The 23,119-nt window shown below is 31.8% G+C and carries 21 protein-coding genes; 12 read left to right on the top strand and 9 right to left on the bottom strand.

Features of this window, described 5'->3' with window-relative positions:
- Nucleotides 1-7: 7 nt before the first annotated feature.
- The 8 genes from E9099_RS03300 (at nt 8) to E9099_RS03265 (ending at nt 9,089) form a co-directional block, all read left to right on the top strand.
- A complete protein-coding gene (locus E9099_RS03300; RefSeq protein WP_136582292.1) occupies nt 8-652 on the top strand; it encodes a DUF2238 domain-containing protein in 645 nt (214 codons plus the stop codon).
- Between the two features lie 62 nt (nt 653-714).
- Complete coding sequence (locus E9099_RS03295) at nt 715-1,191, top strand: Dps family protein (protein WP_136582291.1); 477 nt, start codon at nt 715-717, stop codon at nt 1,189-1,191.
- Nucleotides 1,192-1,402: 211 nt separating this feature from the next.
- Nucleotides 1,403-2,056, top strand: coding sequence for a BON domain-containing protein (locus E9099_RS03290; RefSeq protein ID WP_136582290.1), 654 nt, complete (start codon nt 1,403-1,405; stop codon nt 2,054-2,056).
- 169 nt (nt 2,057-2,225) lie between these two features.
- Complete coding sequence (locus tag E9099_RS03285; RefSeq protein WP_136582289.1) at nt 2,226-2,894, top strand: BON domain-containing protein; 669 nt, start codon at nt 2,226-2,228, stop codon at nt 2,892-2,894.
- A gap of 21 nt (nt 2,895-2,915) precedes the next feature.
- Entirely contained in the window at nt 2,916-3,812 is an 897-nt protein-coding gene (locus E9099_RS03280) for a 3-hydroxyacyl-CoA dehydrogenase (protein WP_136582288.1), read from the top strand.
- Nucleotides 3,813-3,872: 60 nt separating this feature from the next.
- Nucleotides 3,873-5,633, top strand: coding sequence for an APC family permease (locus E9099_RS03275; RefSeq protein ID WP_136582287.1), 1,761 nt, complete (start codon nt 3,873-3,875; stop codon nt 5,631-5,633).
- Nucleotides 5,634-5,713: 80 nt separating this feature from the next.
- Nucleotides 5,714-8,218: a cation-translocating P-type ATPase gene (locus tag E9099_RS03270; protein WP_136582286.1), complete on the top strand. Its 2,505-nt coding sequence runs from the start codon at nt 5,714-5,716 to the stop codon at nt 8,216-8,218.
- A 109-nt stretch (nt 8,219-8,327) separates the two neighbouring features.
- The gene (locus E9099_RS03265) at nt 8,328-9,089 is read left to right on the top strand and encodes an exodeoxyribonuclease III (RefSeq protein WP_136582285.1); all 762 of its coding nucleotides are present in this window, start codon (nt 8,328-8,330) and stop codon (nt 9,087-9,089) included.
- Between the two features lie 17 nt (nt 9,090-9,106).
- On the opposite strand, the gene E9099_RS03260 is transcribed toward E9099_RS03265, so the two are convergent.
- From E9099_RS03260 to E9099_RS03250, 3 genes are all read right to left on the bottom strand, one after another.
- Nucleotides 9,107-9,466: a hypothetical protein gene (locus tag E9099_RS03260; protein WP_136582284.1), complete on the bottom strand. Its 360-nt coding sequence runs from the start codon at nt 9,464-9,466 to the stop codon at nt 9,107-9,109.
- Nucleotides 9,467-9,555: 89 nt separating this feature from the next.
- On the bottom strand, nt 9,556-9,963 hold the full coding sequence (locus tag E9099_RS03255; protein ID WP_136582283.1) for a hypothetical protein: 408 nt from the start codon (nt 9,961-9,963) through the stop codon (nt 9,556-9,558).
- 27 nt (nt 9,964-9,990) lie between these two features.
- Nucleotides 9,991-10,767, bottom strand: coding sequence for an RNA polymerase sigma factor (locus E9099_RS03250; protein ID WP_136582282.1), 777 nt, complete (start codon nt 10,765-10,767; stop codon nt 9,991-9,993).
- Nucleotides 10,768-11,201: 434 nt separating this feature from the next.
- Between E9099_RS03250 and E9099_RS03245 the strand changes: the two genes are divergently transcribed.
- Nucleotides 11,202-14,252 (top strand): ankyrin repeat domain-containing protein, encoded by a 3,051-nt coding sequence (locus E9099_RS03245; protein ID WP_136582281.1) that lies wholly within the window; start codon nt 11,202-11,204, stop codon nt 14,250-14,252.
- 287 nt (nt 14,253-14,539) lie between these two features.
- On the opposite strand, the gene E9099_RS03240 is transcribed toward E9099_RS03245, so the two are convergent.
- Nucleotides 14,540-15,025 (bottom strand): hypothetical protein, encoded by a 486-nt coding sequence (locus E9099_RS03240; protein WP_136582280.1) that lies wholly within the window; start codon nt 15,023-15,025, stop codon nt 14,540-14,542.
- A 169-nt stretch (nt 15,026-15,194) separates the two neighbouring features.
- Between E9099_RS03240 and E9099_RS03235 the strand changes: the two genes are divergently transcribed.
- Genes E9099_RS03235 through E9099_RS03225 form a run of 3 tightly spaced genes read left to right on the top strand, consistent with a single transcriptional unit; the run spans nt 15,195 to nt 16,085 of the window.
- Nucleotides 15,195-15,518: a YtxH domain-containing protein gene (locus E9099_RS03235; RefSeq protein ID WP_136582279.1), complete on the top strand. Its 324-nt coding sequence runs from the start codon at nt 15,195-15,197 to the stop codon at nt 15,516-15,518.
- 5 nt (nt 15,519-15,523) lie between these two features.
- Complete coding sequence (locus E9099_RS03230; RefSeq protein ID WP_136582278.1) at nt 15,524-15,883, top strand: hypothetical protein; 360 nt, start codon at nt 15,524-15,526, stop codon at nt 15,881-15,883.
- Nucleotides 15,870-16,085 carry a DUF6327 family protein gene (locus tag E9099_RS03225; RefSeq protein WP_136582277.1) on the top strand — a complete coding sequence of 72 codons (216 nt, stop codon included), beginning with the start codon at nt 15,870-15,872 and terminating at the stop codon, nt 16,083-16,085. Before E9099_RS03230 ends, E9099_RS03225 begins: the two co-directional genes overlap by 14 nt.
- A 56-nt stretch (nt 16,086-16,141) precedes the next feature.
- On the opposite strand, the gene E9099_RS03220 is transcribed toward E9099_RS03225, so the two are convergent.
- The 5 genes from E9099_RS03220 to E9099_RS03200 all read right to left on the bottom strand — a co-directional run bounded on the left by E9099_RS03220 (nt 16,142) and on the right by E9099_RS03200 (nt 22,934).
- Complete coding sequence (locus E9099_RS03220) at nt 16,142-17,212, bottom strand: response regulator (RefSeq protein WP_136582276.1); 1,071 nt, start codon at nt 17,210-17,212, stop codon at nt 16,142-16,144.
- Complete coding sequence (locus E9099_RS03215) at nt 17,205-19,979, bottom strand: PAS domain-containing protein (RefSeq protein ID WP_136582275.1); 2,775 nt, start codon at nt 19,977-19,979, stop codon at nt 17,205-17,207. Before E9099_RS03215 ends, E9099_RS03220 begins: the two co-directional genes overlap by 8 nt.
- A 77-nt stretch (nt 19,980-20,056) precedes the next feature.
- Nucleotides 20,057-20,824 (bottom strand): patatin-like phospholipase family protein, encoded by a 768-nt coding sequence (locus E9099_RS03210; protein WP_136582274.1) that lies wholly within the window; start codon nt 20,822-20,824, stop codon nt 20,057-20,059.
- Between the two features lie 70 nt (nt 20,825-20,894).
- Complete coding sequence (cls, locus tag E9099_RS03205; protein WP_136582273.1) at nt 20,895-22,331, bottom strand: cardiolipin synthase; 1,437 nt, start codon at nt 22,329-22,331, stop codon at nt 20,895-20,897.
- Nucleotides 22,332-22,334: 3 nt separating this feature from the next.
- On the bottom strand, nt 22,335-22,934 hold the full coding sequence (locus tag E9099_RS03200; protein WP_240788947.1) for a DUF6134 family protein: 600 nt from the start codon (nt 22,932-22,934) through the stop codon (nt 22,335-22,337).
- Nucleotides 22,935-23,119: the final 185 nt, after the last annotated feature.

Here is a 23,119-nt window from a genome sequence, read left to right as displayed (position 1 = left end):
TTTTTAAATGAAATTATATAGCAGTGTTATAACTGTCATCGGACATAAGCTTTTTTGGATTAGTCTCTTCTTTGGTATCCTATGGGTAAATTCCTTAATGGGTACAACGGATATTAAGAATTGGTTTATAGAAAATACGTTAACGGTTATTGCGCTGCTTTTTTTAATTTTCACCTATTCAAAGTATCGTTTTACTGATTATAGTTATTTTGTAATTTGTGTTTTTCTTTGTTTACACGTGTATGGCTCTAAATATACGTATGCAGAAAATCTGTTTGGTTTTTGGTTACAAGAGGTGTTTCATTCTTCAAGAAATAATTATGACAGACTAGTACATTTTAGTTTTGGCCTACTATTGTATTATCCCCTACAAGAATGCATTTCAAAATGGCTTAAAATTCAGGTAAACTTAGCATTACGACTGCCTATTTTAATCATTTTATCTGCAAGTGCATTGTATGAAATTCTAGAATGGCTAGTTGCAGATGTCTTTTTTGTAGAAGAAGGAATATCGTATTTAGGAACGCAAGGGGATATCTGGGATTCTCAAAAAGATATGGGATTGGCCTTTTTAGGGGTTGTATTTGCAGCAGTCACCTTTCATTTTTATTCTGCATTAAAAAAATCTAAAAAAACGACCAAACTGACCTAGGTCATAAAAAGTGTTTGAGACATCCAATACCTTTACTTAATAATTAATTAAAAATCATAAAGATGAAAACACCAAACATAGGTATTTCAGCAGAAAACAGACAAGCTGTAGCAGATCAGTTATCTAAAATATTAGCAGACGAATTTGTATTATATTCTAAAACTTTAAATTTTCATTGGAACGTTGAAGGTCCAGATTTTCATTCGGTGCACCTTTATCTAGAAACCTTGTATGAAGCGCAACAAGATGTTGTAGATACAGTCGCAGAAAAAATACGCATGTTAGGTCATTATGTACCTGCAACATTAGAAAAATATTCGCAATTAACGCATCTTACTGAAAAAGTAAAAGGTAAAAATGATAGTCAAAGCATCTTTGCAGAATTACTAGAAGATCACGAAAGCATTATCATTTTTATTAGAGAAGAAATACAGCCTATGGCAGATAAATGGCAAGCAGATGGTATTAGTGATTACATAACCGGACTTATGGAACAGCACGAAAAAACAGCTTGGATGTTAAGATCACACTTAAAATAAGTTAGTCAATTATTAGTTAAAGTGACCAATTTAAACCCAAGTAGCTACACGGCTATTTGGGTTTTTTTATGTGTAAATTTTGAATTGCACAATCCATAATTGTGTTAAAATTTTTAAAATAAAAAGTAAGACTGATGTAGGTCAGTGTCAGTAGTTTATAATCTGGATATCTTTAATGTATATTAATTGTTTAATTTAAATCATTAAAATTATGAGAACAGATTTAAGTATTAAAGAAGACATCTTAGACGAATTAGAATGGCAACCAAGTATTGACGAAACTCAAATTGGAGTTGTTGTAAAAGATGGTATTGTAACACTAACAGGAACAGTGGATAGTTATGTTAAAAAACGTGAAGCAGAAAAAGCAGCTAAAAGTGTTGTAGGTGTTAAGGCTGTAGCCGAAGAGATTGAAGTGCAATACAGCGAAACCTCTCACAAATCGGATACAGAAATTGCTACCGCTGCTGTTAATGCATTAAAATGGAATATTTCTGTACCTTCTAACAAAATCGAGGTTAAGGTTGAAGATGGCTGGGTCTATTTAAGTGGTGATGTGATGTGGGATTTTGAAAAAACTGCAGCAAAAAAAGCAGTTGAGAATCTACAAAGTGTAAAGTATGTAGTAAATAATATTGCATTAAAAAACGCGGTGAGAGCAGAAGACATTAAAAATAAAATTAAAAAAGCATTTGAGCGTTCTGCAGATATTGATGCTAAGGATATTACTGTAAAAGCTGAAGGTCATAACATTAAATTGACAGGTAAAGTACATTCATTAAAAGAAAAAGATGATGCCAGACGAACTGCATTTTACGCACCAGGAGTATGGAGTGTAGACAATGAGTTGGAAGTAGAGTATTAATTTTTTTTATTTTTATAAGACATAATAAATTTATGGTCTTATAAGAAATCACCCTAACACATGGTATTGTGCTAGGGTGATTTTTTTTTGAGACTGACGTAGGTCAGCGCATAGTATAATTAAGAGCAGTAATTTTATATAGTATTAAATAATTTGAAACTTATAGAATATGAAAACAGATTTTGAACTTAAAAATGACATTTTAGAAGAATTGTCATGGTTGCCAAATATAGACGAGACTCAAATTGGTGTAACCGTAAATAATGGTATTGCAACGCTTACAGGAATTGTAAGTGATTTACCAAAAAAAACAGCTATTGAAGATGCTATAAAGTCTCTTGCTGGAGTAAAAGCTGTAGCCGAAGCAATTAAAGTAAAATATGGCAGTAGCGATAAACAGTCTGATATAGAGATTGCAAAAGCAGCAATAAATGCTTTAGAGTGGAATGCATCTGTACCATCAGAGGATATTATTGTTGAGGTGGAAGATGGTAGGGTTTATTTGACTGGCGAATTAGAGTGGCCTTATCAAAAAAGCTTCGCCAAAAGAACTATTGAGCATTTATATGGTGTAAAAGAAGTGGTTAATAATATTCATTTAAAACCAAAAGCAACACCTCATAATGTAGAACAGCTCATTCAAAAAGCATTTAAGCGTTCGGCTAATATTGACGCTAAAAATATTAAAGTAGCGGTTAATAATCAAACGTTAACATTAAGTGGAACCGTGCATTCTATTAAGGAAAAAGATGATGCAGAAATTGCAGCGTATAATGCGCCAGGAATTAATAACGTAATCAATCAATTGCAAGTCGATTATTACCCAATGTATTTATAAAAGCAAATAAAAATTATTACAATGAATTATAAAAATGTAACCATAGCAGGAAGTGGTGTTTTAGGCTATCAGATCGCTTTTCAAACCGCATTTCATGGATTTAATGTCACCGTTTATGATATTAATGATGCTGTTTTAGATAAAGCAAAAGCTAAATTTGAGAACATGTGCGACGTGTTTAAAAGGGACTTAAAAGCAACACAAGAACAGTTAGATCAAACGCGTCAAAACCTAAGTTATACGTCTGATTTAGCAGAAGCCGTAAAAGAGGCAGATTTATTAATTGAAGCCGTGCCAGAAAACCCAAAAATCAAAGTAGAGTTTTATCATAAATTAGCAAAAGTAGCTCCTGAAAAAACAGTGTTTGTAACCAATTCTTCAACATTATTACCTAGTCAGTTTGCAGAAGCAACAGGGCGTCCTGAAAAGTTTTTAGCATTGCATTTTGCAAATAATATTTGGATTCATAATACCGCAGAAGTTATGGGTCATGCCACTACAGATTTACAAAATTTTAATGATGTAGTCGCTTTTGCTAAAGCTATTGGTATGTTAGCTTTGCCACTACATAAAGAGCAACCTGGATATATCCTTAACTCTTTACTTGTACCGTTATTAAGTGCAGCCACTAACTTATTAGTAAATAAGGTTGCAGATGTCCAAACTATAGATAAAACATGGATTAAGGCAACCGGAGCACCTGTTGGACCTTTTGGTATACTAGATGTTGTGGGGATTACTACAGCGTATAATATTAATAAAATAGCAGTAGAAAAAACCAATGATCCTTTAAAAATCAAAACCGTAAAATACTTAAAAGAACATTTTATTGATAAAAATAAATTAGGTGTTGCTACGGGAGAAGGGTTTTATAAGTATCCAAATCCAGCGTTTATGGATCCTGATTTTTTAAAATAGGAGTTTGTTTAACGTTATAAGTAAGGAAGCCAACGGGAGTAAATCATAGTAAAAATACTTATGAAAAAACATAAAAAACTAAGCGAATTAGCAGCAACTGCTATTAGTGGAAATGACATTAGTTCATCCGTTTTATATGTGTCTGCGTTAGCAATTGCTTTTGCTGGACAATATGCTTGGATTACCTTACTAATAGTATCGTTAGTTCTTTTTTTATTCAGAAAAATTTATGGAGAAGTGGTTGGTGCTTTACCTTTAAATGGAGGTGCTTATAATGCTTTATTAAATACAACAAGTAAATTTATGGCGTCGTTTGCTGCGACGTTAACCTTGTTGTCCTATATGGCAACTGCAGTTATTTCGGCTAATGAGGCTATTCATTATTTGCATCATATTGTGCCATCTATTTCCATTATAATGGCAACTATTATTCTACTTAGTTTTTTTGGAGGGCTAACTATTGTAGGGGTTTCAGAATCGTCCAAAGTTGCTATTGGTATTTTTCTATTCCATTTATTCTCTTTTGCGGTATTAAGTGGTTTTATTATTTTCTTCTTGTTTAATAATGGTATTGGCTTATTTATAGAAAACTGGTACTTTCCTACGACTTCAGGAAGTATTACTAAAGCTATTTTTCTTGGTTTTGCTGCATCTATGTTGGGGGTTTCTGGATTTGAAAGTTCAGCAAATTTTGTTGAAGAACAACAAAAAGGGGTGTTTCCAAAAACACTAAAAAACATGTGGGTTGTAGTAAGTATATTAAATCCGTTAACGGCTTTATTTGCGTTATCGCTATTTGCAATACCATTATTACAGAGTGAGGCATATCAAAATACACTTTTAATAGAAATGGCATCACATGTTGGCGGTAATTGGTTAGCAATATTAATTAGTGTCGATGCGTTTTTAGTGCTTAGCGGAGCAGTGCTAACAAGTTTTGTTGGTGTTTCTGGATTGTTGGAACGCATGGCTTTAGATCGTATTTTACCTCAGTTTTTTCTAAAGAAAAATAAAAGAGGAAGCTCGTATCGTATTATAATTGTGTTCTTAATGCTAACTATTTCTGTTTTGCTAATTACCAAAGGGGATGTCAAACTATTGGCTGGTGTTTATACCATTTCTTTTTTATCTGTAATGACATTATTCGGCATAGGAAATGTGCTACTTAAAGTAAAAAGAAACAGTTTGCCACGTCCCGAAAAAGCAAGTTGGATGGCAATACTTGTTGCTATTACTGCTGTTATTATCGCGCTGATTGGTAATGTTGTTATGCCGCCCATAAAAGGAGGAGCTAGTAATGTAACCGTCTTTTTAGATTATTTTATTCCTGCCATCGTTTTTACATCCATAATGCTTAATAGGACGGTATTATTAAAGTTTGTGTTAAAAATAATACATACGGTGTTTGATCCTGTTCGTAGTTTTGTAATGAAAACAGATAGTAAAATATTGAATGTAATAGATATGATAAATTCTCAAGAGTTTGTTTATTTTACTAAAGATGATGATGTGGAAACATTAAATAAAGTGTTATTATATATTCAAAGAAATGAGCATACTAAAAAACTAAAAGTAGTCACTGCAACTAAAAACGGAAACTTAATTACCACGCAATTTAGGACTGATATCGATGTGGTAGATAGAGAGTATCCTTTAATTAAAATCGAATTTGTAGAGTTAGATGCTAGTTTTGGTCCAGAGCTAATCACTAAGTTGTCTAAAGAATGGAATATCCCAATTAACTTTATGTTTATTGGTTCTCCAGGCAATCGTTTTCCTTATAAAATTGAAGAGTTGGGTGGCGTACGATTAATTATTTGATTGGAGATTTAGTGGTATAATATCCAAACTATAAAGGCTAATGTGTTAAATTTATAAAAAACCACGATTCCATAATTTTAATGCAAACAAATAATTTTAACATAACAGGATTATCCAATAAAGAAGTGCTAGAGGCACGTTCAATATATGGATATAATAAATTGGAGGCTAAAAAAGAGTATTACTTTTTAGAAGCGATCAAAAGTTTAGTAAAAGAGCCGATGGTTATTTTACTATTGGTGGCTTCCTCTATTTATTTTATTAGCGGAGATGTGGGTGATGGTATTTTTTTGACTTCGGCCACAATATTGGTTGCAGCTATTTCTTTGTATCAAGATTCTAGAAGTCGTAATGCCTTAGAGAAGCTTAAAACTTTTTCAGAACCTAATTGCAAAGTCATTCGTGATGGTAAAACAATAGATATAAAAAGCGAATTATTAGTTGTTGGAGATAGTCTTATAGTAGAAGAAGGCGGTACCGTAGCAGCAGATGGTATTATTGTGCATTCTAATGATTTTTCAGTAAACGAATCTATTCTAACCGGAGAATCGCTAACGGTTTATAAAGACAAAACAAAAACAGATAATAAAGTATATCAAGGGACTTTAGTTTCGGGTGGATTAGCTATTGTTACCGTTACTGCTATTGGTAATACCACGCAATTAGGTAAAATAGGAAAAAGCTTAGAAGGCATCCATAAAGAAAAAACACCTTTAGAATTACAGATCAACAATTTTGTAAAAAAAATGGCTATTATTGGAGCTGTTGTTTTTATGATTGTGTGGGGGATTAACTTCTACCATTCTCATAATATCTTAGATAGTTTACTAAAAGCGTTGACTTTGGCGATGAGTATTTTGCCAGAGGAAATTCCGGTAGCTTTTGCAACGTTTATGGCTTTGGGCTCATGGCGATTGATGAAGTTAGGTGTTATTGTTAAGCAAATTAAAACGGTTGAAACTTTAGGAAGTGCGACTGTGATCTGTACAGACAAAACAGGAACTATTACAGAAAATAAAATGAGTCTTGCTAGACTGTATACCTTATCTTCTAATTCTATTTTTAAAATCGAGGATAGTTTAGGTGCAGCAGAGAATGAATTGATTAGAATAGCCATGTGGGCGAGTGAGCCTATCCCTTTTGATCCAATGGAAATCGCATTGCATAAAGCTTATAAAAAGACAACTAAGATAGATCAACGTGCCCAATTTAAACTTGTACACGAATATCCATTAGGCGGAAAACCACCTATGATGACTCATGTGTTTGAGAATAATCAAGGCAAAAGGATAATTGCTGCAAAGGGAGCTCCGGAAGCAATATTAGCTATTTCAAATCTTTCAACAGAAGAAAAAGAACGTATAAACAATGCGATTAAAACCATAACAGCAGAAGGTTATCGTGTGTTGGGCGTGGCAGAAACGCATTTTAAAGGGGATGCTTATCCAGAAAAGCAACAGGATTTTGAGTTCGATTTTAAAGGAATCGTCGCTTTTTATGATCCTCCAAAAAAAAATATAGTAGCGGTACTTAAGGATTTTAGTTTAGCAGGAATTAAGGTTAAAGTTATTACTGGTGATAATGCTTTAACAACTAGGGCTATTGCTAAAGAAATTGGTTTAAACGGTTTTGAGAACAGTATGTCTGGAGACGAATTAATGCAGCTTACAGCAGCTGAATTACAGCAAAAAGTAAAAGAGACCACTATTTTTACAAGAATGTTTCCTGAAGCAAAATTAAAAATTATTAATGCTTTAAAAGCGAATAATGAAATAGTAGCCATGACCGGAGATGGTGTTAATGATGGTCCAGCTTTAAAAGCAGCACATATTGGTATTGCTATGGGTAAAAAAGGAACCGAAATAGCTAAACAAGCAGCCTCATTAATATTATTGGAAGATGATTTATCAAAAATGGTCGATGCTATTGCTATGGGAAGGCGGATTTATGCCAATCTTAAAAAAGCGATTCAATATATTATTTCAATACATATCCCTATTATTTTAACCGTGTTTATTCCCTTAGCATTGGGTTGGGCTTATCCCAATATCTTTTCTCCAATACATATTATTTTTTTAGAATTAATAATGGGGCCAACATGCTCTATTATTTATGAAAACGAACCGATAGAGAAAAACACGATGTTTCAAAAGCCACGTCCGTTTACGGTTACTTTTTTTAATGGAAAAGAATTAACGACTAGTATCTTGCAAGGTTTAATGATTACTTTAGGTGTGCTGCTTGTTTATCAATATGGTATACAACATAATTTTAATGAGGCATTAACACGTAGCATGGTGTTTACCACGTTAATTAGCGCTAATATCTTTTTAACTTTGATTAATAGGTCTTTTTATTATTCAATCTTAACGACCTTAAAATATAAAAATAAGCTAGTACTCTTAATAATTGGTATCACTATAAGTATTACGATAGCATTGCTTTTTATAACACCATTTGCAAAATTCTTTGAGTTTGAGGCTTTAAGCTTTTTTCAATTATTTAGTAGTGTAGCAACAGGTTTTATAACAGTAATTTGGTACGAAGTTGTAAAATGGAACAAACGTAGAACAAGTCAACTATAGCACTCATTTATATTGGGTTTAAAGGCTTTTTACACCTCTGTTTTTGTAATTAAAAGCGGTGTATTCTGAATATAAAAATTAAGTTATTTAACCCTAAAAAATAGACTTTATGAAAATTGTGTCTTGGAATGTTAATGGAATTAGAGCTATGGTGAAAAAAGATTTTTTTGAATCTATAGCAACTTTAAATCCAGATATTTTATGCCTGCAAGAAACAAAGGCTCAGGATAATGAGGTTGAAAAGGCTTTGGTGTCTATGAGTGGTTATAAACAATATTATAATTCGGTAGATAAAAAAGGCTATTCGGGCACAACGATATTAAGTAAATCAAAACCGTTATCTTTTAGTAATGCTATGGGGATTGAAAAGCATGATGCGGAGGGAAGAGTACAATGTGCAGAATATGATGGTTTTTATTTAGTAAACGTGTATGTTCCTAATTCTGGACAAAAATTAGAGCGTTTAGACTATAGAGAAAAATGGGATGCCGATTTTTTGACCTATTTAAAAAAATTAGAAAAGACTAAGCCTGTTATTGTTTGTGGTGATTTTAATGTTGCTCATAAAGCAATCGATTTAAAAAATGACAAGTCTAATTATAATAAAACCGCAGGTTACACACAAACTGAAATTGATGGGATGGATAAGTGTATCCATTCTGGATTTGTAGATGTATATAGAAGTAAATATCCCGATACTATTGCGTATACCTTTTGGAGTTATCGTTTTAAGTTTAGAGAACGTAATGCAGGATGGCGCATTGATTATTTTTTGGTAAGCAATACGCTAATAGATAAAGTCAGAACGACACAAATATTATCCGATTACTATGGTTCTGATCATTGTCCAATTAGTCTTGAAATCACTTAAAGAAGCAGGCTAATTAATTAGTGCACTTCATTAAGAAATTCTTTTAAAACATCTACTTGAAAACTTCCTACAAGTGGTAGGCTTTTATCGGCATTCATTATTACCAATCCATATCCCAAATGTGATAATTTACAATCCTGAATAATCTGTTCGTTTATTCCACTGTATACAGGCATAAAATGCTTGCTTGTCTCAATATTAGACGTTTTTGCAATGGTTAAGGCTGTTGCTACTGCATCTGATATTTGATCAGGAGATAATCCTTTTTTTAAAAGATCACTAGCTAAATGTGTCATATGTAAGCTATGGTATAAATCCATAAAATTATTAATTACATCAGCGTCATTATATGTTTTAGTATATAGGGATAATTCCATAGTCATGGTGTTTTAGTATGTTATGTTTAATAACTACTGAAGACACGGTGTTTAAAAGATAATACTAATGTCTCCAGTAGTTGTGATAATTATAAACCTTTTGAGTAGTCAAAAACTACTTTTTTAAACGTTTTAAAATCGTTAGTAAAAGTGTTGATTCTTGATAAAAGTTGTGCATGTTTTTCTCTGTAATCATTATCAGATAAGCCTTTTTTTGCAAGCTCGATATTTGATAATAATTGTTCGTGTTTTACCACGCTTTCTCTTAAATCATTAAATACATCAGCATGCACCTTATCTAAGTTTTTTAGCATGCTTTCATATTCTGAATTATTTTTATCTGAGGCTTCTTTATGCTTTAATAAATCATTAAAAAATCTAATTTCATCTTTCCAAAAGTCAATGGTGTCAAGCCATTCTCTGCTTTCAAAGTGCAACACATCTAGTCCTGCACCAAGTAAAAATTCTGTTTTTGGGTTTGAAGTTACTGTATTCATAATAGTCTGTTTTAAATTGTAATTATTCTATTTATTGGTATATCTATTGAAAAAACTAAGTTGTAGCGCGTTTTTAGCATCTTTTAAAAGTTGTGCCACTTCCTCAACCGTATTATCTCTTATTTCAGCAATTTCTTCTAGACTTAATTCTTGTGTTGTAAATAATTCAAAAACATTACGCATAGCAGATGGTAGGTTGTATAACACCATGGCAATGTGATTTTTAATGTCTTCACCACTTAAGTCTTTGTCAATTTTTTCAATCCAACCTTTTTCTTTATTTTCAATAAATACATGGTTTAAGGTGTAGTCGTTATGGTTGTAAGAGCTATCTGAAAATTCTTCAATTAGTTTTGTATGACCATCTCCATCAGCATCAGAACTATACTTCTCTTGCATGGCATCCCATTCTGGTTTAGAATAGTCGTCGATATTTTTAAAGAATAAATCATCAAATTCTTCGTTGATACTAAGGTCTTCTAATAGTGCATTGGTCTTTTTATATAACCATTGGTAGAAGTGTTCTTCTTTTTTAACCTCTTCAATATGATCGTAAATTTCGACAAATAGCTGATCTATAATATCGTCTGCCTTATACTTGTTTTTTGAGAAATGCCCTTTGCTAATAGCGACATTTAATTGTGTATTGACGTACTGTCGTATTTGTGGCATTATTTGTAATACTAAGGCGTTAAAAGACGTTTGGTCTCCTTCTTTTTTTAGTTTAATTAAATTTGGAAAGGATTTAGTAACTAATAAACGGAACTCCTTTTTATTTTCGAAATAAGAAACATTTGTTTGCATGATATAGGTCTTAATAAATTATATGTAAAGATGTAAACTTAACGTTTGATATAAAATGACTTAGGTCAGTTACTAAGAAAAAGATAAACTGTCGATTGGTGTGGTTATTCTATAATACTTTAATAAGTAATACGGCATTAAGAATTGCATTTTGCATACTATAAATTATTCCTTTTTGTTTTGATTTATTAGGGCTATAAATCTATTTTAGAAGATTTTGTCTTTTAATAAAGGATTAGAACATCTTATCATATTTAATAATAGGGTAGTAGATTATAATAAAAGTGCCACTTTAAAGTTTTGCTTTACTTTTGAATGAAAACATGGTTTTTATGAAGGCTTATCACTGAAAACCGTGATAAATTATATCATATAAATAGTAATTTGCACTCTTAAATAAATCACTATAGTTTAGTAATATCAAAAATAATTTCATGACTCATTTGGAAAAATATTTCACGCAAACCATTAACAATACTGTCCATTATTTTCTTATAACATTAGAGAAAAATTATACCATTGTAGTTCATGGTGTAGGTGAAGAAACGCCTTTGATAAAAATAACCTCTTTCGAAAATAAAGAAACAGCAGAGAAAGCAGTCAATACTATGTTTTTGGCTAAACAAGAGGAGCAGTATAAAGAAGTTGAGAAACCAGAGGAGGTTTCTATTTTTTCAATAGCAATGGCGCAGTTAAAAAGGGATGATTTAGTTGTGTTTGAGAAAGGACTTGTTACTTTAAAAACACTAGTAGATATCTATTATACAAGAGATAAACATCCTTTTGTCCAGTTTCTAGGAGTAAAGATGAAAGACGAAAGTTTAGTGGTGGTTTCCATTTTAGATGAATACCTTCAAAAACATAGAAATAAACTTTCATCGTCTGTGTTGATTTCTGTTTTTCAAATGACATTGCAGAACATTTATTTTAATTTTGAAGCGACTAGTTTTGTTGTGGAAGAAATTATTAAAAGAAAAGACTTAACGGCGCAATTGGCTATTGTAACTCAGTTTTATGAGGCTTGCGAATATTATGATGCAGGGCATCGCTTCTGGAGTAGAACAAACCAAGACGTACTAATAGATACCTATTTTCCTAAATTTGAATCGGAAGCTTTACTAAAATTACTATCAGAAGCATCAGGCGATATGCTTAATAACGATGGAGGGGATGGTATGGACGACCTTTTTGCACCTGCATTACACAATACTGAAGATCCTGTTCTTCAGCAAAACATACTAGATGTCCTAGAGGCTTATAAAAAAGAATATGAGGAGGCCGAATACGTAGAAGAAGACTATTTTGAAGCGTTATTAGATGAGATTTTAGAGTCTGCCTCTGAGTATGTAGAAAAAGGTATTGATCTACTTAAAAAGAGAAAAGAAAACAGAGAAATATTATCTGCAGCAATTGAAGACGTTAATCTAGAAAAAATTGAAGAACTTCTAAACGATGGTGCAAAACTGGACAAAGGTCTTACAGAAAATGTTATACAATATACATTAGAACATAAAAACTTATCTATTATTAAACTATGCAAAAGTAAAGGTGTAGCATTTGATGTTAAAGAATTGCTTTTTGATGCAGAAGAACATGTAGATGTAGTAATAGATTGTATTGAATCTGGTATTATAGATATTAATTATATAGATAAAGAATCTAACAAAAACTTATTATTTTTTGTTTCCGAAAATAAAAATCTTCTAGAAGTATTATTAAAAAAAGGTGTAAATGTAAATCAAAGAGATATTGACGGAAACACGATTTTAAGTAAAGTATGTTATTATGCAAGAGCTAATAATAAAAAATATACGGATGTCGTAAAATTACTTTTAGAATATAATGCAAATCCTAATGCCTCAAAAACTACTGATGAATTGCAGAAAGGCGAAACAATACCTTTACTTTCTGCAGTAGATAATGAAGCGGTAGAAATTACTAAAATGCTAATTAATGCTTCTGCAGATGTAAATGCGATGCATAAAAATGGTAATAATCCTTTAATAATAGCGCATAGTAGAAATAATACTGTTTTAATAGATTTGTTAGTGCAAGCAGGCGCTACTGCTCCTGAAAATATATTACTTAAAATTAAGTTTTTAAGATACGCTGCCAAGAAGGAATGGGGACAAGTAATAGAAATGGAAGATGCTATTATTTTAGCATATCCAAACGATTTTAATGTGATTCTTAATTTAGCACAAGGTCATTATTTTTATAAGTCAAATTATACTCAAGCAGTTATTTATGCAAAACAAGCGTTACAGTTAAAAGCAAATAACAGCTCTTTAAATATTCTTTTTATGAGTTTAATACGTCTTGGGCAAGTTCAAAGCACCATTGATATATTTACAAAGCATAAAAAAGATTTTAGTCCAGAAAGAATACTTGCAGATAATATTATAGGAAATCTTGTTGTGGCTTATTGCGCTAGTGGACAATTACAAGAAGGTCTTGATGTCTTGAGCCCATATTTTAGTAAAGTTGAAGAATCTAGAAAATCTAGAGGGGTAATGAGTTTTAATATTGCTTGTATGTATGCATTATTAAACGATATACACGAAATGTTACCTTATGTTATAAATGCGTTAGAACGAGAATATACAAAAGCAGATTTTCTTAATGATAGCGATTTTGCTAACTATCATACCAATGAATTGTTTTTATTTATCTTAAATCAGGATCATAAAAAAAATATAGAGTTAGAAGAATACATAGAGGATAATGAAGCTAATACTTTTAAGAAGTTAAATGTAAAAGCTTTTTATAATACAGGATCATTTTCTTTTGAAAATGATGATCATGAATTTACATGGCAAACAGGTACTATTGGTGAAAAAGGAAAAATGATCAGTAGATTATACGTTTCTAAGGCGCAGGCTTTAACGGTGTATTTTAATAAGTTAAAAAATAGGACTCCGGAAGGTAAAAACATGTATTTTGTTTTAGAGGAAGCCAATTCATCAGGGACTGATGTTGTGTTAAAAGTGGCAAACAAAGAATATGATGGCTTAGATTTTCTATCTGGAAAGAAAATAGCAACAGGTTTAGATACTCCTATAGTAATTACAACTAATGCAAAATCTGGAGATGCAATACTTGATTTTAATGATGGTAACATTCCTGTAATGTCTAAAAGGTTTATTGATTTGCTGACAGAAACGGGCGTAACGGGATTGCAAACGTTTCCTGTAATTATCAAAAGTCAGAAAGATGACACGGTGTGGGATGACTATTTTGCGGTAAATATTATAGACGTAGTTGCTTGTGGTGCTTTTCCTGCATCTCTATTTAAAGAAAAGAAACCAAAACATGGTATTCGTTGTGAGTTGGCCTTAGATACGTCAAAAATTGACGAGACATTATTATTTCGTTTGCAAGAGTATTTACCAACTATTGTCTTACATCGTAATGTTGTTAAGCATCTTATAGATAATGATCCTGATGAGGTTTTGACATGGGAATTTAAAGGTATTATTCACTAAAGAAGAACAGGGTTACTTAGTGCAGTGTATCGCCTTTGTTTAATAACACTGCGTGATACGAGGAAGTAAGCGGTTATAAGTTGATGGGTAACAGGTAGATGTTACCAATATAATAAATAAAAAACCTCAGAGTAATCTGAGGTTTTTTATTTATTGAATTATAAGATTTATATTATAAATAACATTAAAAAAGGGTTTAGTTTTAATGAGTAATGTTATCTCTAAATTTAAATAAAATCACTTTAAATCACTTTAAATCACTTTAAATCACTTTAAATCACTTTAAATCACTTTAAATCAGCTTCAAATTGTTTTAATTCGTTTTCAAAACCTCTAATAATCATTAAGTAATCTCCTTTCTGTAATGCTTTTAAAGATAAGTAAGCACTTTCTTTATCTATCCCTAAGCCTCTTAAAATACCATAAGGGCCTGTTAGCATCGCGCCAATTTCTTTCAGTTCTATTTCTTGTAAAAACATAGACACTAAAAATCCTGTTATAAAAAGAGTGCCAATGTCTGGGTTTGACAGGATGCCAAAGTCTATTGGGTATTCAAACAAAGCTTTGCATTTTGTTTCCATGTCCTCTTCTAAAGCAATTAGTGTTTTGGTGTCATCCCAATGGTCTTCATTAAACTTACCAATAATAGAAATTTGCAGGTTATTGTTATCGGATACTTTAAGGGCTTCTATTGCTTTTTCGATTTGCTGAAATTTTGAGTAAGATTTTAAGAAAACGCGCTTTTGGTTTGTTTCTTTAATTTTAGATTTCATAGTAACTTCATATTGTAGGTCTAATGTAACGTGCTTATTATAAAAGAGTAATGACCTGTATCATTCCGTTATTTTTTTTACACAGTGACCTAGGTCATTCTAAATAACCTTTAGTTACTATAATTTTGTAGTGTAGAAACTAATGTATTAATCTTTAAAATATAAAATTATGGCAAGTACTAAAGAAAACACACTATTAGCGTTATTAGCTGGAGCTGCTTTGGGAGCAGGGATAGGCGTTTTATATGCTCCTGATAAAGGAACAAAAACAAGAAAAAAAATTAAACAAAAAGCAGACGATACAAGACATGATATTTCTGAACGCGTATCTCATGCTAAAGCCGATTTGACAAGATCTGTAAATGAGAAAAAAGAAGAAATGAAAGAAAAGTTAGATGAAACTATTTCTCATATGAATGGTAAGGCCGAAGATATTATTTCTAGCTTAGAGCGTAAGTTAGAGGAGCTTAAAAAAACGGAGCCGCAAAAATAATAATTATGGCTTTTGAAAAATTAAAAGAAAACGTATTAGATACAGATGTTAATATTCATGCTTATTTAAAAAGTAGTGAAGATTATATTAAGCTTAAAAGTTTTAAAGTATTAATGTTAGGGGTTACTTATATTACTAAAGTAATCGTTATTGGAGCTTTAACTTGTATAATGTTACTAATTTTATCTTTTGCAGTAGCGTTTAGGTTAGCACAGGTTTTGGATGATACGTTTTATGGTTTTTTAATTGTAGGCTTGTTTTATGCACTAGTTGTGATGGTTGTTTATTTTTTAAGAGATAAGTTTAATGGACCATTATTAAGAAAATTTTCTAAATGTTATTTTATAAAAAATGATCCCAAATAGCTACAATTCGTTTGAAGACATAGATAATCAGTTAAAAATTATTAGTCTTCAAAAACAGATTTATAAACAACAGATAAAACAGCATTTAAGAAGTTCTAAAGCTAGTTTTAGTGCCACTAGTATTAAAAGTGAGGTTAAAAACACGTTACAAATCAAGTTGTTGGAATTTATAACGACTAACTTGATTAAAAAGTTCAGATAATAAAAAGGAGTTTTGCTAAATATTTGTAGTAAAACTCCTTTGTTATTTATTTCAGATTATCCAAAGTCTGCTATTTGTTTTAGTTCTTCTTTGTTTACTATTACAAGTCTTCTGTTTGATTCTACTTCAATTAATCCTTCATGTTTAAACTCGGTTAGCATACGGATAGCAGTTTCCGTTGCGGTACCAATTAGTCCTGCAAAATCTTCTCTGGGAATACTAATTCCTTCATGTTTGTTATCTTTAATCAAGCCTTTTTGATCTAATTCTAATAAGGCTTTGGCTGTTCTTTGTCGCACAGTAGAGTAGGCCATGTCTACCAAATGCTCTTGCATGTCTATTAAATTATTTGAGATGATATCTATAAATTTGTTAGACACCTCTTTATTGCTATATAAAAGTTTAGTAAAATCTGCTTTTGGGATACCACAAATCTCGGCATCTTCTAATACACTTGCGGTTTCTACATACAAACCTTTATGACCTAGTAATGATAATTGTCCTATAAAATCTCCTGGTCCATAAAATCCTGTCACAAATTCTTTTCCAGATTCTGTTGTTCTATAGGTTTTAACGTTTCCGCTTTGTATAAAATATAATTGATGTGCAGCGTCTCCCTCTGTAAAAATACAATCTTTAGTTTTATATTTTTCAAGGTTACGATCTTTAGAAAGTTCTTCTAGTTTTAAATACTCCGAGGCGTCGTTAATAAATGCACTAAGACCTTCCATATTTTTGGAGAATTCTTTCTTTAAAAAGATATTCTTTTTTAGGCGACATGTTATCGCATCTAAAAGTTCGTCTTCTTCAAAAGGTTTGGTTAAATAGTCATCGACACCAATATTCATTCCTTTTCTGATATCTGTTTTTTCTGATTTGGCAGAGAGGAAAATAAAAGGAATGCTTGCTGTTTTAGGGTTTTTACTTAAGCTTTCAAAAACACCATAACCGTCCAAGACAGGCATCATAATATCGCAAATAATAATATCGGGACTATGCGCTATGGCTTTTTCAACACCTATTTTACCGTTTTCTGCGGTAAAGACAGTATAGTTCTCTAGTTCAAGAATATCTGCAGTATTTTCTCTTACGTCTTGATTGTCTTCAATTAATAGTATTTTATTCATCTTGTTTTTGGTTTAAAGGAAAGTCAATGTAGAAGGAGGAGCCTTTATTTATTTCGCTTTTAAAGTGTATAGTCCCATCCATTAATTCTATATACTGTTTTACGATATGTAAGCCTAAACCAGTGCCTTGAATGTTTGACACATTATCTGCACGATAAAAACGTTGAAACATATTGTTTTGATCCTCGATTGGAATCCCAATACCTTGATCTTTAATTTCTATGCAGATCCCTTGTTTTTTAATAGCTATGTTTATAAATATATCCTGATGTTCTTCAGAATATTTTATAGCATTAGAGACTAAATTGTATATGATGTGCTTTAATAATTTTATATCTAAGAATACAGAAATAGTAGTCTGTTCGCATTGTAGATTTATATGCTGTCCTGTTTTTTTAATACCCTCAAATTCATCAATTAATGTGTCAATAAAAGTAATTAAGTTGAATGTTTCAGGATGTGCAATGATTTTTCCTTCCTGCAATTTGCTCAAAGACAAAAAGTCGTTTAGTATGACAACTAGATTTTTTACATTAGCTCTGATTTTAGAGACATATTTAATTCTTTTGTTTTCTTTTCCGGCGCCATTTTGCTTTTCAATTAATATAGCGGAAGATAGAATAGCACTTAATGGTGTTCTAAATTCGTGGGAAGCCATGGAGATAAACCGCGATTTTAATTCGCTTAATTCTCGTTCTTTAGTTAATGTATTCAGAATGTCTAGTTCTATCTGTTTTTGCTGGGTGATGTTATTATTTACTAATAAAATCTGTTCAATTTGATTTTCGTTATTTAATAAAGGAGTAGTATTAACTAGGTAAGACCTATTCTGAATATTTATTTCAAAAGAACAATGCTCTCCTTTAAATGTTTTTTTTATTTCTTTTATTAATATATCTCTAGTAACTTCTGTAATTCCGTTTCCATCATATATCGTTGCATTTATATGTGCGAGGTCGCTAAAGCCTAATGCTTCTACCTCTTCACCATCTATAAAAACAATGTTTAAGTTAGTGTCGACAACCACTACAAATCCTTTTGGAAAGTTTTTAGTAATGTTTGCAAGGACTTGTTTGCTATTAAGAGCGATATTTTCAGCTTCTTCGGTGATTAATATTTGATCTTCCAAATTAAGGTTTGATGCCACTAATTTTTGCACAACGCTGGTTAATTCTTTAGTGCGCTCTGTTACTTTTGCTTCTAACTCTAACGTATAGTTGCGCAGTTTTTCTTCACTGTCTTTTAGCTTTTCTTCTGCTAACTTCTGTTTTGTAATACTATTGGTTACACCTATTATACGTTCTGGTGTGCCATTAGAATTTTTAAAAACCTTTCCTTTTTCGTGCAGCCAATGTACAGATAAATCAGGGTGCGTTATTCTGTATTGTATTGTGTAATTACTGGTGGTTTTTATGGCTTCGGTTATGTTTTTTTTTACAGCGTCTCTATCTTCTGGATGAATAGAATTTAAAAAATCGTGATAAGTGGTTGTAAACTCTTTTGCTTCCAAACCAAATAACGCATTTTGGTAGGTGTCTCGAATTATTTTATCAGAAAGTAAATCCCAATGCCAAGAGCCAAACTCACCTGCTTCTAAAGTTAATCTTAAGCGTTGTTCGTTTTCTAGAATCTTTTTTTCGGCATTTTCACTTTCTGTAATATCACGGATAATGCACAAAAAATTATTGGTTTCCGTTTTAACTATTCGAGATTCAAAATGTATCAACTTACCCATGATAGTAAGGGTGTATTCTACAATTTGGTTTTTTTTAGTTTTTTCGCAATCAGCAAAGCCTTGTCTTATTTTTTTACAAACGTCTTTAGGAAGTATTTTGTCTATGTTGTTGCCTATATGATCGTGATAAGGTGCTACAAGTTGATAGTTTTCGGGAGAATGGACCTCTAAGTGATTGCCGTGTTTGTCATACAAAATCATGACGTCTGGTAAGGCTTCTAGTATGGCTTGTGTTTTTTCTTTGCTATTTTTTAATTTTAATTCAATCTCTTTATGCCTTGTAATGTCTTGGATAGTGCCGTATATTTCTTTTGGTTTTCCATTTGTATCATAAATCGTTTTGCCTTTTGATAGAAGGTGGCGTATTGTACCATCTGGTCTAATAATTCTGTGTTTGTGTTTATACTGTGTTTTGTTTTTTATGGCGTCGTCTATGGCTTGTATTGTGGTTTTTTTATCTTCTGGATGAATAAATTCTCTAACAGATTCTGAGTTTAATTTTTTGTCTCCTGGAATAAGACCTAGGACTCTATAAAACTCATCCGACCAACTTCTTTGGCCTGTTTGGATATTCCAACTCCAATTACCGACATGTGCAAGACGCTGGGCTTCGGCCATTCTACTTTCGCTAATAATTAAAGCTTGTTTTTCTGCCATCCTAGTGGTGGCGTCAATTATAAAAGCGATAACCATTTGTTTGTTGTCAATCTCGGCGGGACTTAAACTAATTTCTAAAGGAAACTCCGTGCCATCTTTTTTTAATCCCCATAAATCCAAATTTTTTCCCATACGCCTTGACGTGGGGTTTTTAGAAAAATAACTATGATGCGATTTATGATTATTTTTGAACTTATTAGGAATAAGAATGTCTAGTTTTTCTAAAATTAATTCGTCGGTATTATAACCAAACATGAGTTGGCTAGCAGGATTAGCCTTAATAATAATGCCAGAATCGTCAACAACCAAAATGCCTTCGACTGAAGATTGGAAAATGCTTTTAAAAAGAATGTTGTCTTTCAAATCGTTACTCATTTTTATGACTGTAAATTAGTTATAGAGTTAATTGCTTTATATAGTTTAATGCTTTTTCTGATAGATTATTGGTGTAATTACGGTGTTAATATATTTTTATTTTCTTCTAGGGCTTTTTTAGTTGCGGTATAACCTAAATTAAAAATGGCATCTATGCTATTCATGTCAAAAGTGCCATAATTAATTAATTCTTCTGGTGAAATTACCAAATCACAACTTGAAAACTTGAGCATAGACTCTGATGCAACTTTAATTTTATAGGCTCTTTCTACCACACTATAAGAATGTTTTAAATCTTTAATGCTAATTTTTTTTAAGGGATTAACATAAACGCCTATAATTTTGTCGCAGTCTTTTAGCAAAGGTTCTACAGGGAAATTATTTAAAGTCCCACCGTCGATATAAAATTTACCATTAATCTCAGTTGGTGTAAAAACACCAGGGAAAGAAGCGGAGGCAATTACAGGTTTTATAAGTTGGCCTTTACTAAATATTTTGAGAGAACCGTCAATAACATTTGCTGCAGTAACGAATAACGGCTTTTTTAAGGCGCTAAAGTCATCAATAGGAAGATAGGTTTTAAGGTCATCATAGAATTTAGCAGAATTTATAAACCCTGGTTTATTACGCGCATATCTAGTCGTTTGAAATATAGATATGTTTTTAAAAAAGTCTAACATTTCAGACCAACTGATACCAGCTGCGTATAAAGCACCAATAATAGCGCCCGCACTTGTTCCTGCAATGTGTGTTGGTGTAACCCCAAACTCTTCCAATGCTTTTATTGCTCCTATATGTGCAGCACCACGAGCGCCTCCTCCCGAAAGGACTAAACCTGTATTCATTTTTTAGTTGTATTAGTTAAAGTAAAGATATTACGTTGCTTATATAAAAATAATGATTATTATCAGTTGGTTATAATACTGGACTAAATACTTTAGCGAGTCCTTCTTTTAATCGTTCTGTTTTTGGTCTTTTAAGATGGTGTTGATAGTCCATTTGACTACTTTTATTGCAATCTCTTAAAAAATCTTGCTTTAGGTCTATCGTTATTTTGCTATCGTAAATTAGGGCGTTTACTTCGTAGTTTTGCTCAAAGCTTCTAATATCTAGATTGGCAGTTCCAATGGAAGTTAGCGCATCGTCAGATATAATTACTTTACTGTGCAAAAACCCATCCGGATATAAGTAAATTTTAACACCTGCTTCTAATAGGTCTTCAAAATAGGCACGCACATTCCATTTGACTAAAAAACTGTCGGAGTTGGTGGATAACAAAAGCCTAATATCGATACCGCTCATGGCAGCCACTTGCATTGCTTCCAATATAGCTTCTCCTGGAATGATATACGGATTGGTTATGTACACATAATCTTTAGCGCTATTTATTATAGAAAAATAGAGTTGTTGTACAGAAGAAAAATCAGAATCAGGGCCACTAGCAACAATTTGTGCTATAGCGTGTCCTGGAGCCGTGTGTTTTAATATATATTTAGTGCTTAGTAAATTATCTGAGCCACTAGCAAAACTCCAATCCATTGCAAATACCGATTGTAAACTATTAACAACAGTTCCTTTTAATTGCAAATGCATATCGTACCAGTGTCCCAAAATAGGGTCTCCAACGACATATTTGTCAGAGACATTGATACCACCCGTAAAACCAATACGACCATCTACAATTACAATTTTGCGGTGGTTTCTATAATTAATGGAAGAGAGTAGGCGTCCAAATGTCATGGGTAAAAAGGCAAAAACTTCTATGCCTTCCGTTTTAAGATTATTAATGTAGTTGTTGCTTAGTGTTCTGCTGCCTAAAGCATCGTATAATAAACGAATCTCGACGCCTGCTTTAGCTTTTTGTATTAAAATGGATTTGAATTGGTCGGCTAAATCACCATCCTCAAAAATATAATATTGAATATGAATAAATTTTTCAGCTTGCTTGAGTGCTTCAAAAATAGCATCAAAAGTTATTTTTCCATTTTTTAATGGACGTAACTCGTTGTCCAAGGTTGGCGTAAACTTAGATCCTTTAGTTATTAGTTTAGCTAACTTAATGTGTGTTTTAATGGCTTTTGGGATAGTCGTGTTTTTATCATTATCTAATGTGCTATAGTACGCTTCAACTTTTGCATAGTATTCAGCGATCGCTTTAGTTTTTTTAAGTGTGTAGAATTTGTTTTTTCTTCTATTTCGACCTAACACAAAGTAAAACAGCATGCCTCCAATAGGGACCGTGAAAATAGCAAGTAACCAAGCCAATGTTTTCGTGGGGCGGATGCCATAAATTAATAATTTCCCCATTAAAAAAAAAGCTAAAAGAAAATATAGAATAATGGCTATGGTCATAGTCTAATGGTTGCTTTTTCTGATAATTTCAAACTTAACAAGTCCACCATCTATAGTAGCTTTGGTTAAAAGTCCATTTTCGTAATAGTATAAATTTGCATTGTTGCTTGCATTCACTTTTTTATAAACATGATTTCCCATGGCTATTATGGTATTATAATTGCCATTTTGTTCCGAATAGCACTTAGTAATGTTTTTTGGTTCTTCAAAATAGAGCTGAACAGTAGCGTAGGAGATGGCGTTAGTAATTGTAGCTTCATCCTTTCCGTTTTTAACAACTTGGTAAGCATTGTCATCCCATTCAGTAATGGTCTTAGCATGTGATTTTTCATTTACTGTAATGTTTACATTGGATTGCTCTAATAAGTCAGAATCAAAAATGACGTTGTATTTATAATTGACTCTAATTTCTTTTATGATTTTAGCGTTAATACTAGTCGAACTTTTATAGTAAGTTTTAGAATCCTTGATTGTTTTCGTTGCTTTTAGACTACCAATTACTTTTTCGTTGCGTATAACATCAAATAAAATTTTTTCTTCGGAAGTATTAAAATCGCTGCCTAAGGTTATAAAAAATATAATGACTACTAAGTTCTTAATCATAAAATGGTGCGTCTAAATTTTTAACTAAAGGTTTAAGTGGCAAATTAACAAATTAAAAAACAAGTATAACTGACTTGTATCATTTCAGGAGGCTATTACTCTTTCTACCTTTGTCTTTGTTGACACTTAATAATACAGTAAACGTATTAAAAACAACTCCTAAACATAATATTACACTTATTTTT

Source organism: Psychroserpens sp. NJDZ02 (genome assembly GCF_004843725.1).
Classification (GTDB): domain Bacteria; phylum Bacteroidota; class Bacteroidia; order Flavobacteriales; family Flavobacteriaceae; genus Olleya.
The sequence above is the reverse complement of the archived record's forward strand: the minus strand, read 5'-3'. Positions and strand labels throughout refer to the sequence as shown.

Bases quoted from the DNA above. Each gene is read 5' to 3' on its own strand.
- cls (WP_136582273.1), bottom strand. From the start codon at position 22,331: ATGACCATAGCCATTATTCTATATTTTCTTTTAGCTTTTTTTTTAATG.
- E9099_RS03210 (WP_136582274.1), bottom strand. From the start codon at position 20,824: ATGAATACAGGTTTAGTCCTTTCGGGAGGAGGCGCTCGTGGTGCTGCA.
- E9099_RS03225 (WP_136582277.1), top strand. From the start codon at position 15,870: ATGATCCCAAATAGCTACAATTCGTTTGAAGACATAGATAATCAGTTA.
- E9099_RS03260 (WP_136582284.1), bottom strand. From the start codon at position 9,466: ATGGAATTATCCCTATATACTAAAACATATAATGACGCTGATGTAATT.
- E9099_RS03295 (WP_136582291.1), top strand. From the start codon at position 715: ATGAAAACACCAAACATAGGTATTTCAGCAGAAAACAGACAAGCTGTA.
- E9099_RS03235 (WP_136582279.1), top strand. From the start codon at position 15,195: ATGGCAAGTACTAAAGAAAACACACTATTAGCGTTATTAGCTGGAGCT.
- E9099_RS03240 (WP_136582280.1), bottom strand. From the start codon at position 15,025: ATGAAATCTAAAATTAAAGAAACAAACCAAAAGCGCGTTTTCTTAAAA.
- E9099_RS03270 (WP_136582286.1), top strand. From the start codon at position 5,714: ATGCAAACAAATAATTTTAACATAACAGGATTATCCAATAAAGAAGTG.
- E9099_RS03275 (WP_136582287.1), top strand. From the start codon at position 3,873: ATGAAAAAACATAAAAAACTAAGCGAATTAGCAGCAACTGCTATTAGT.
- E9099_RS03230 (WP_136582278.1), top strand. From the start codon at position 15,524: ATGGCTTTTGAAAAATTAAAAGAAAACGTATTAGATACAGATGTTAAT.
- E9099_RS03220 (WP_136582276.1), bottom strand. From the start codon at position 17,212: ATGAATAAAATACTATTAATTGAAGACAATCAAGACGTAAGAGAAAAT.
- E9099_RS03215 (WP_136582275.1), bottom strand. From the start codon at position 19,979: ATGAGTAACGATTTGAAAGACAACATTCTTTTTAAAAGCATTTTCCAA.
- E9099_RS03245 (WP_136582281.1), top strand. From the start codon at position 11,202: ATGACTCATTTGGAAAAATATTTCACGCAAACCATTAACAATACTGTC.
- E9099_RS03200 (WP_240788947.1), bottom strand. From the start codon at position 22,934: ATGATTAAGAACTTAGTAGTCATTATATTTTTTATAACCTTAGGCAGC.
- E9099_RS03280 (WP_136582288.1), top strand. From the start codon at position 2,916: ATGAATTATAAAAATGTAACCATAGCAGGAAGTGGTGTTTTAGGCTAT.
- E9099_RS03255 (WP_136582283.1), bottom strand. From the start codon at position 9,963: ATGAATACAGTAACTTCAAACCCAAAAACAGAATTTTTACTTGGTGCA.
- E9099_RS03250 (WP_136582282.1), bottom strand. From the start codon at position 10,767: ATGCAAACAAATGTTTCTTATTTCGAAAATAAAAAGGAGTTCCGTTTA.
- E9099_RS03300 (WP_136582292.1), top strand. From the start codon at position 8: ATGAAATTATATAGCAGTGTTATAACTGTCATCGGACATAAGCTTTTT.
- E9099_RS03265 (WP_136582285.1), top strand. From the start codon at position 8,328: ATGAAAATTGTGTCTTGGAATGTTAATGGAATTAGAGCTATGGTGAAA.
- E9099_RS03290 (WP_136582290.1), top strand. From the start codon at position 1,403: ATGAGAACAGATTTAAGTATTAAAGAAGACATCTTAGACGAATTAGAA.
- E9099_RS03285 (WP_136582289.1), top strand. From the start codon at position 2,226: ATGAAAACAGATTTTGAACTTAAAAATGACATTTTAGAAGAATTGTCA.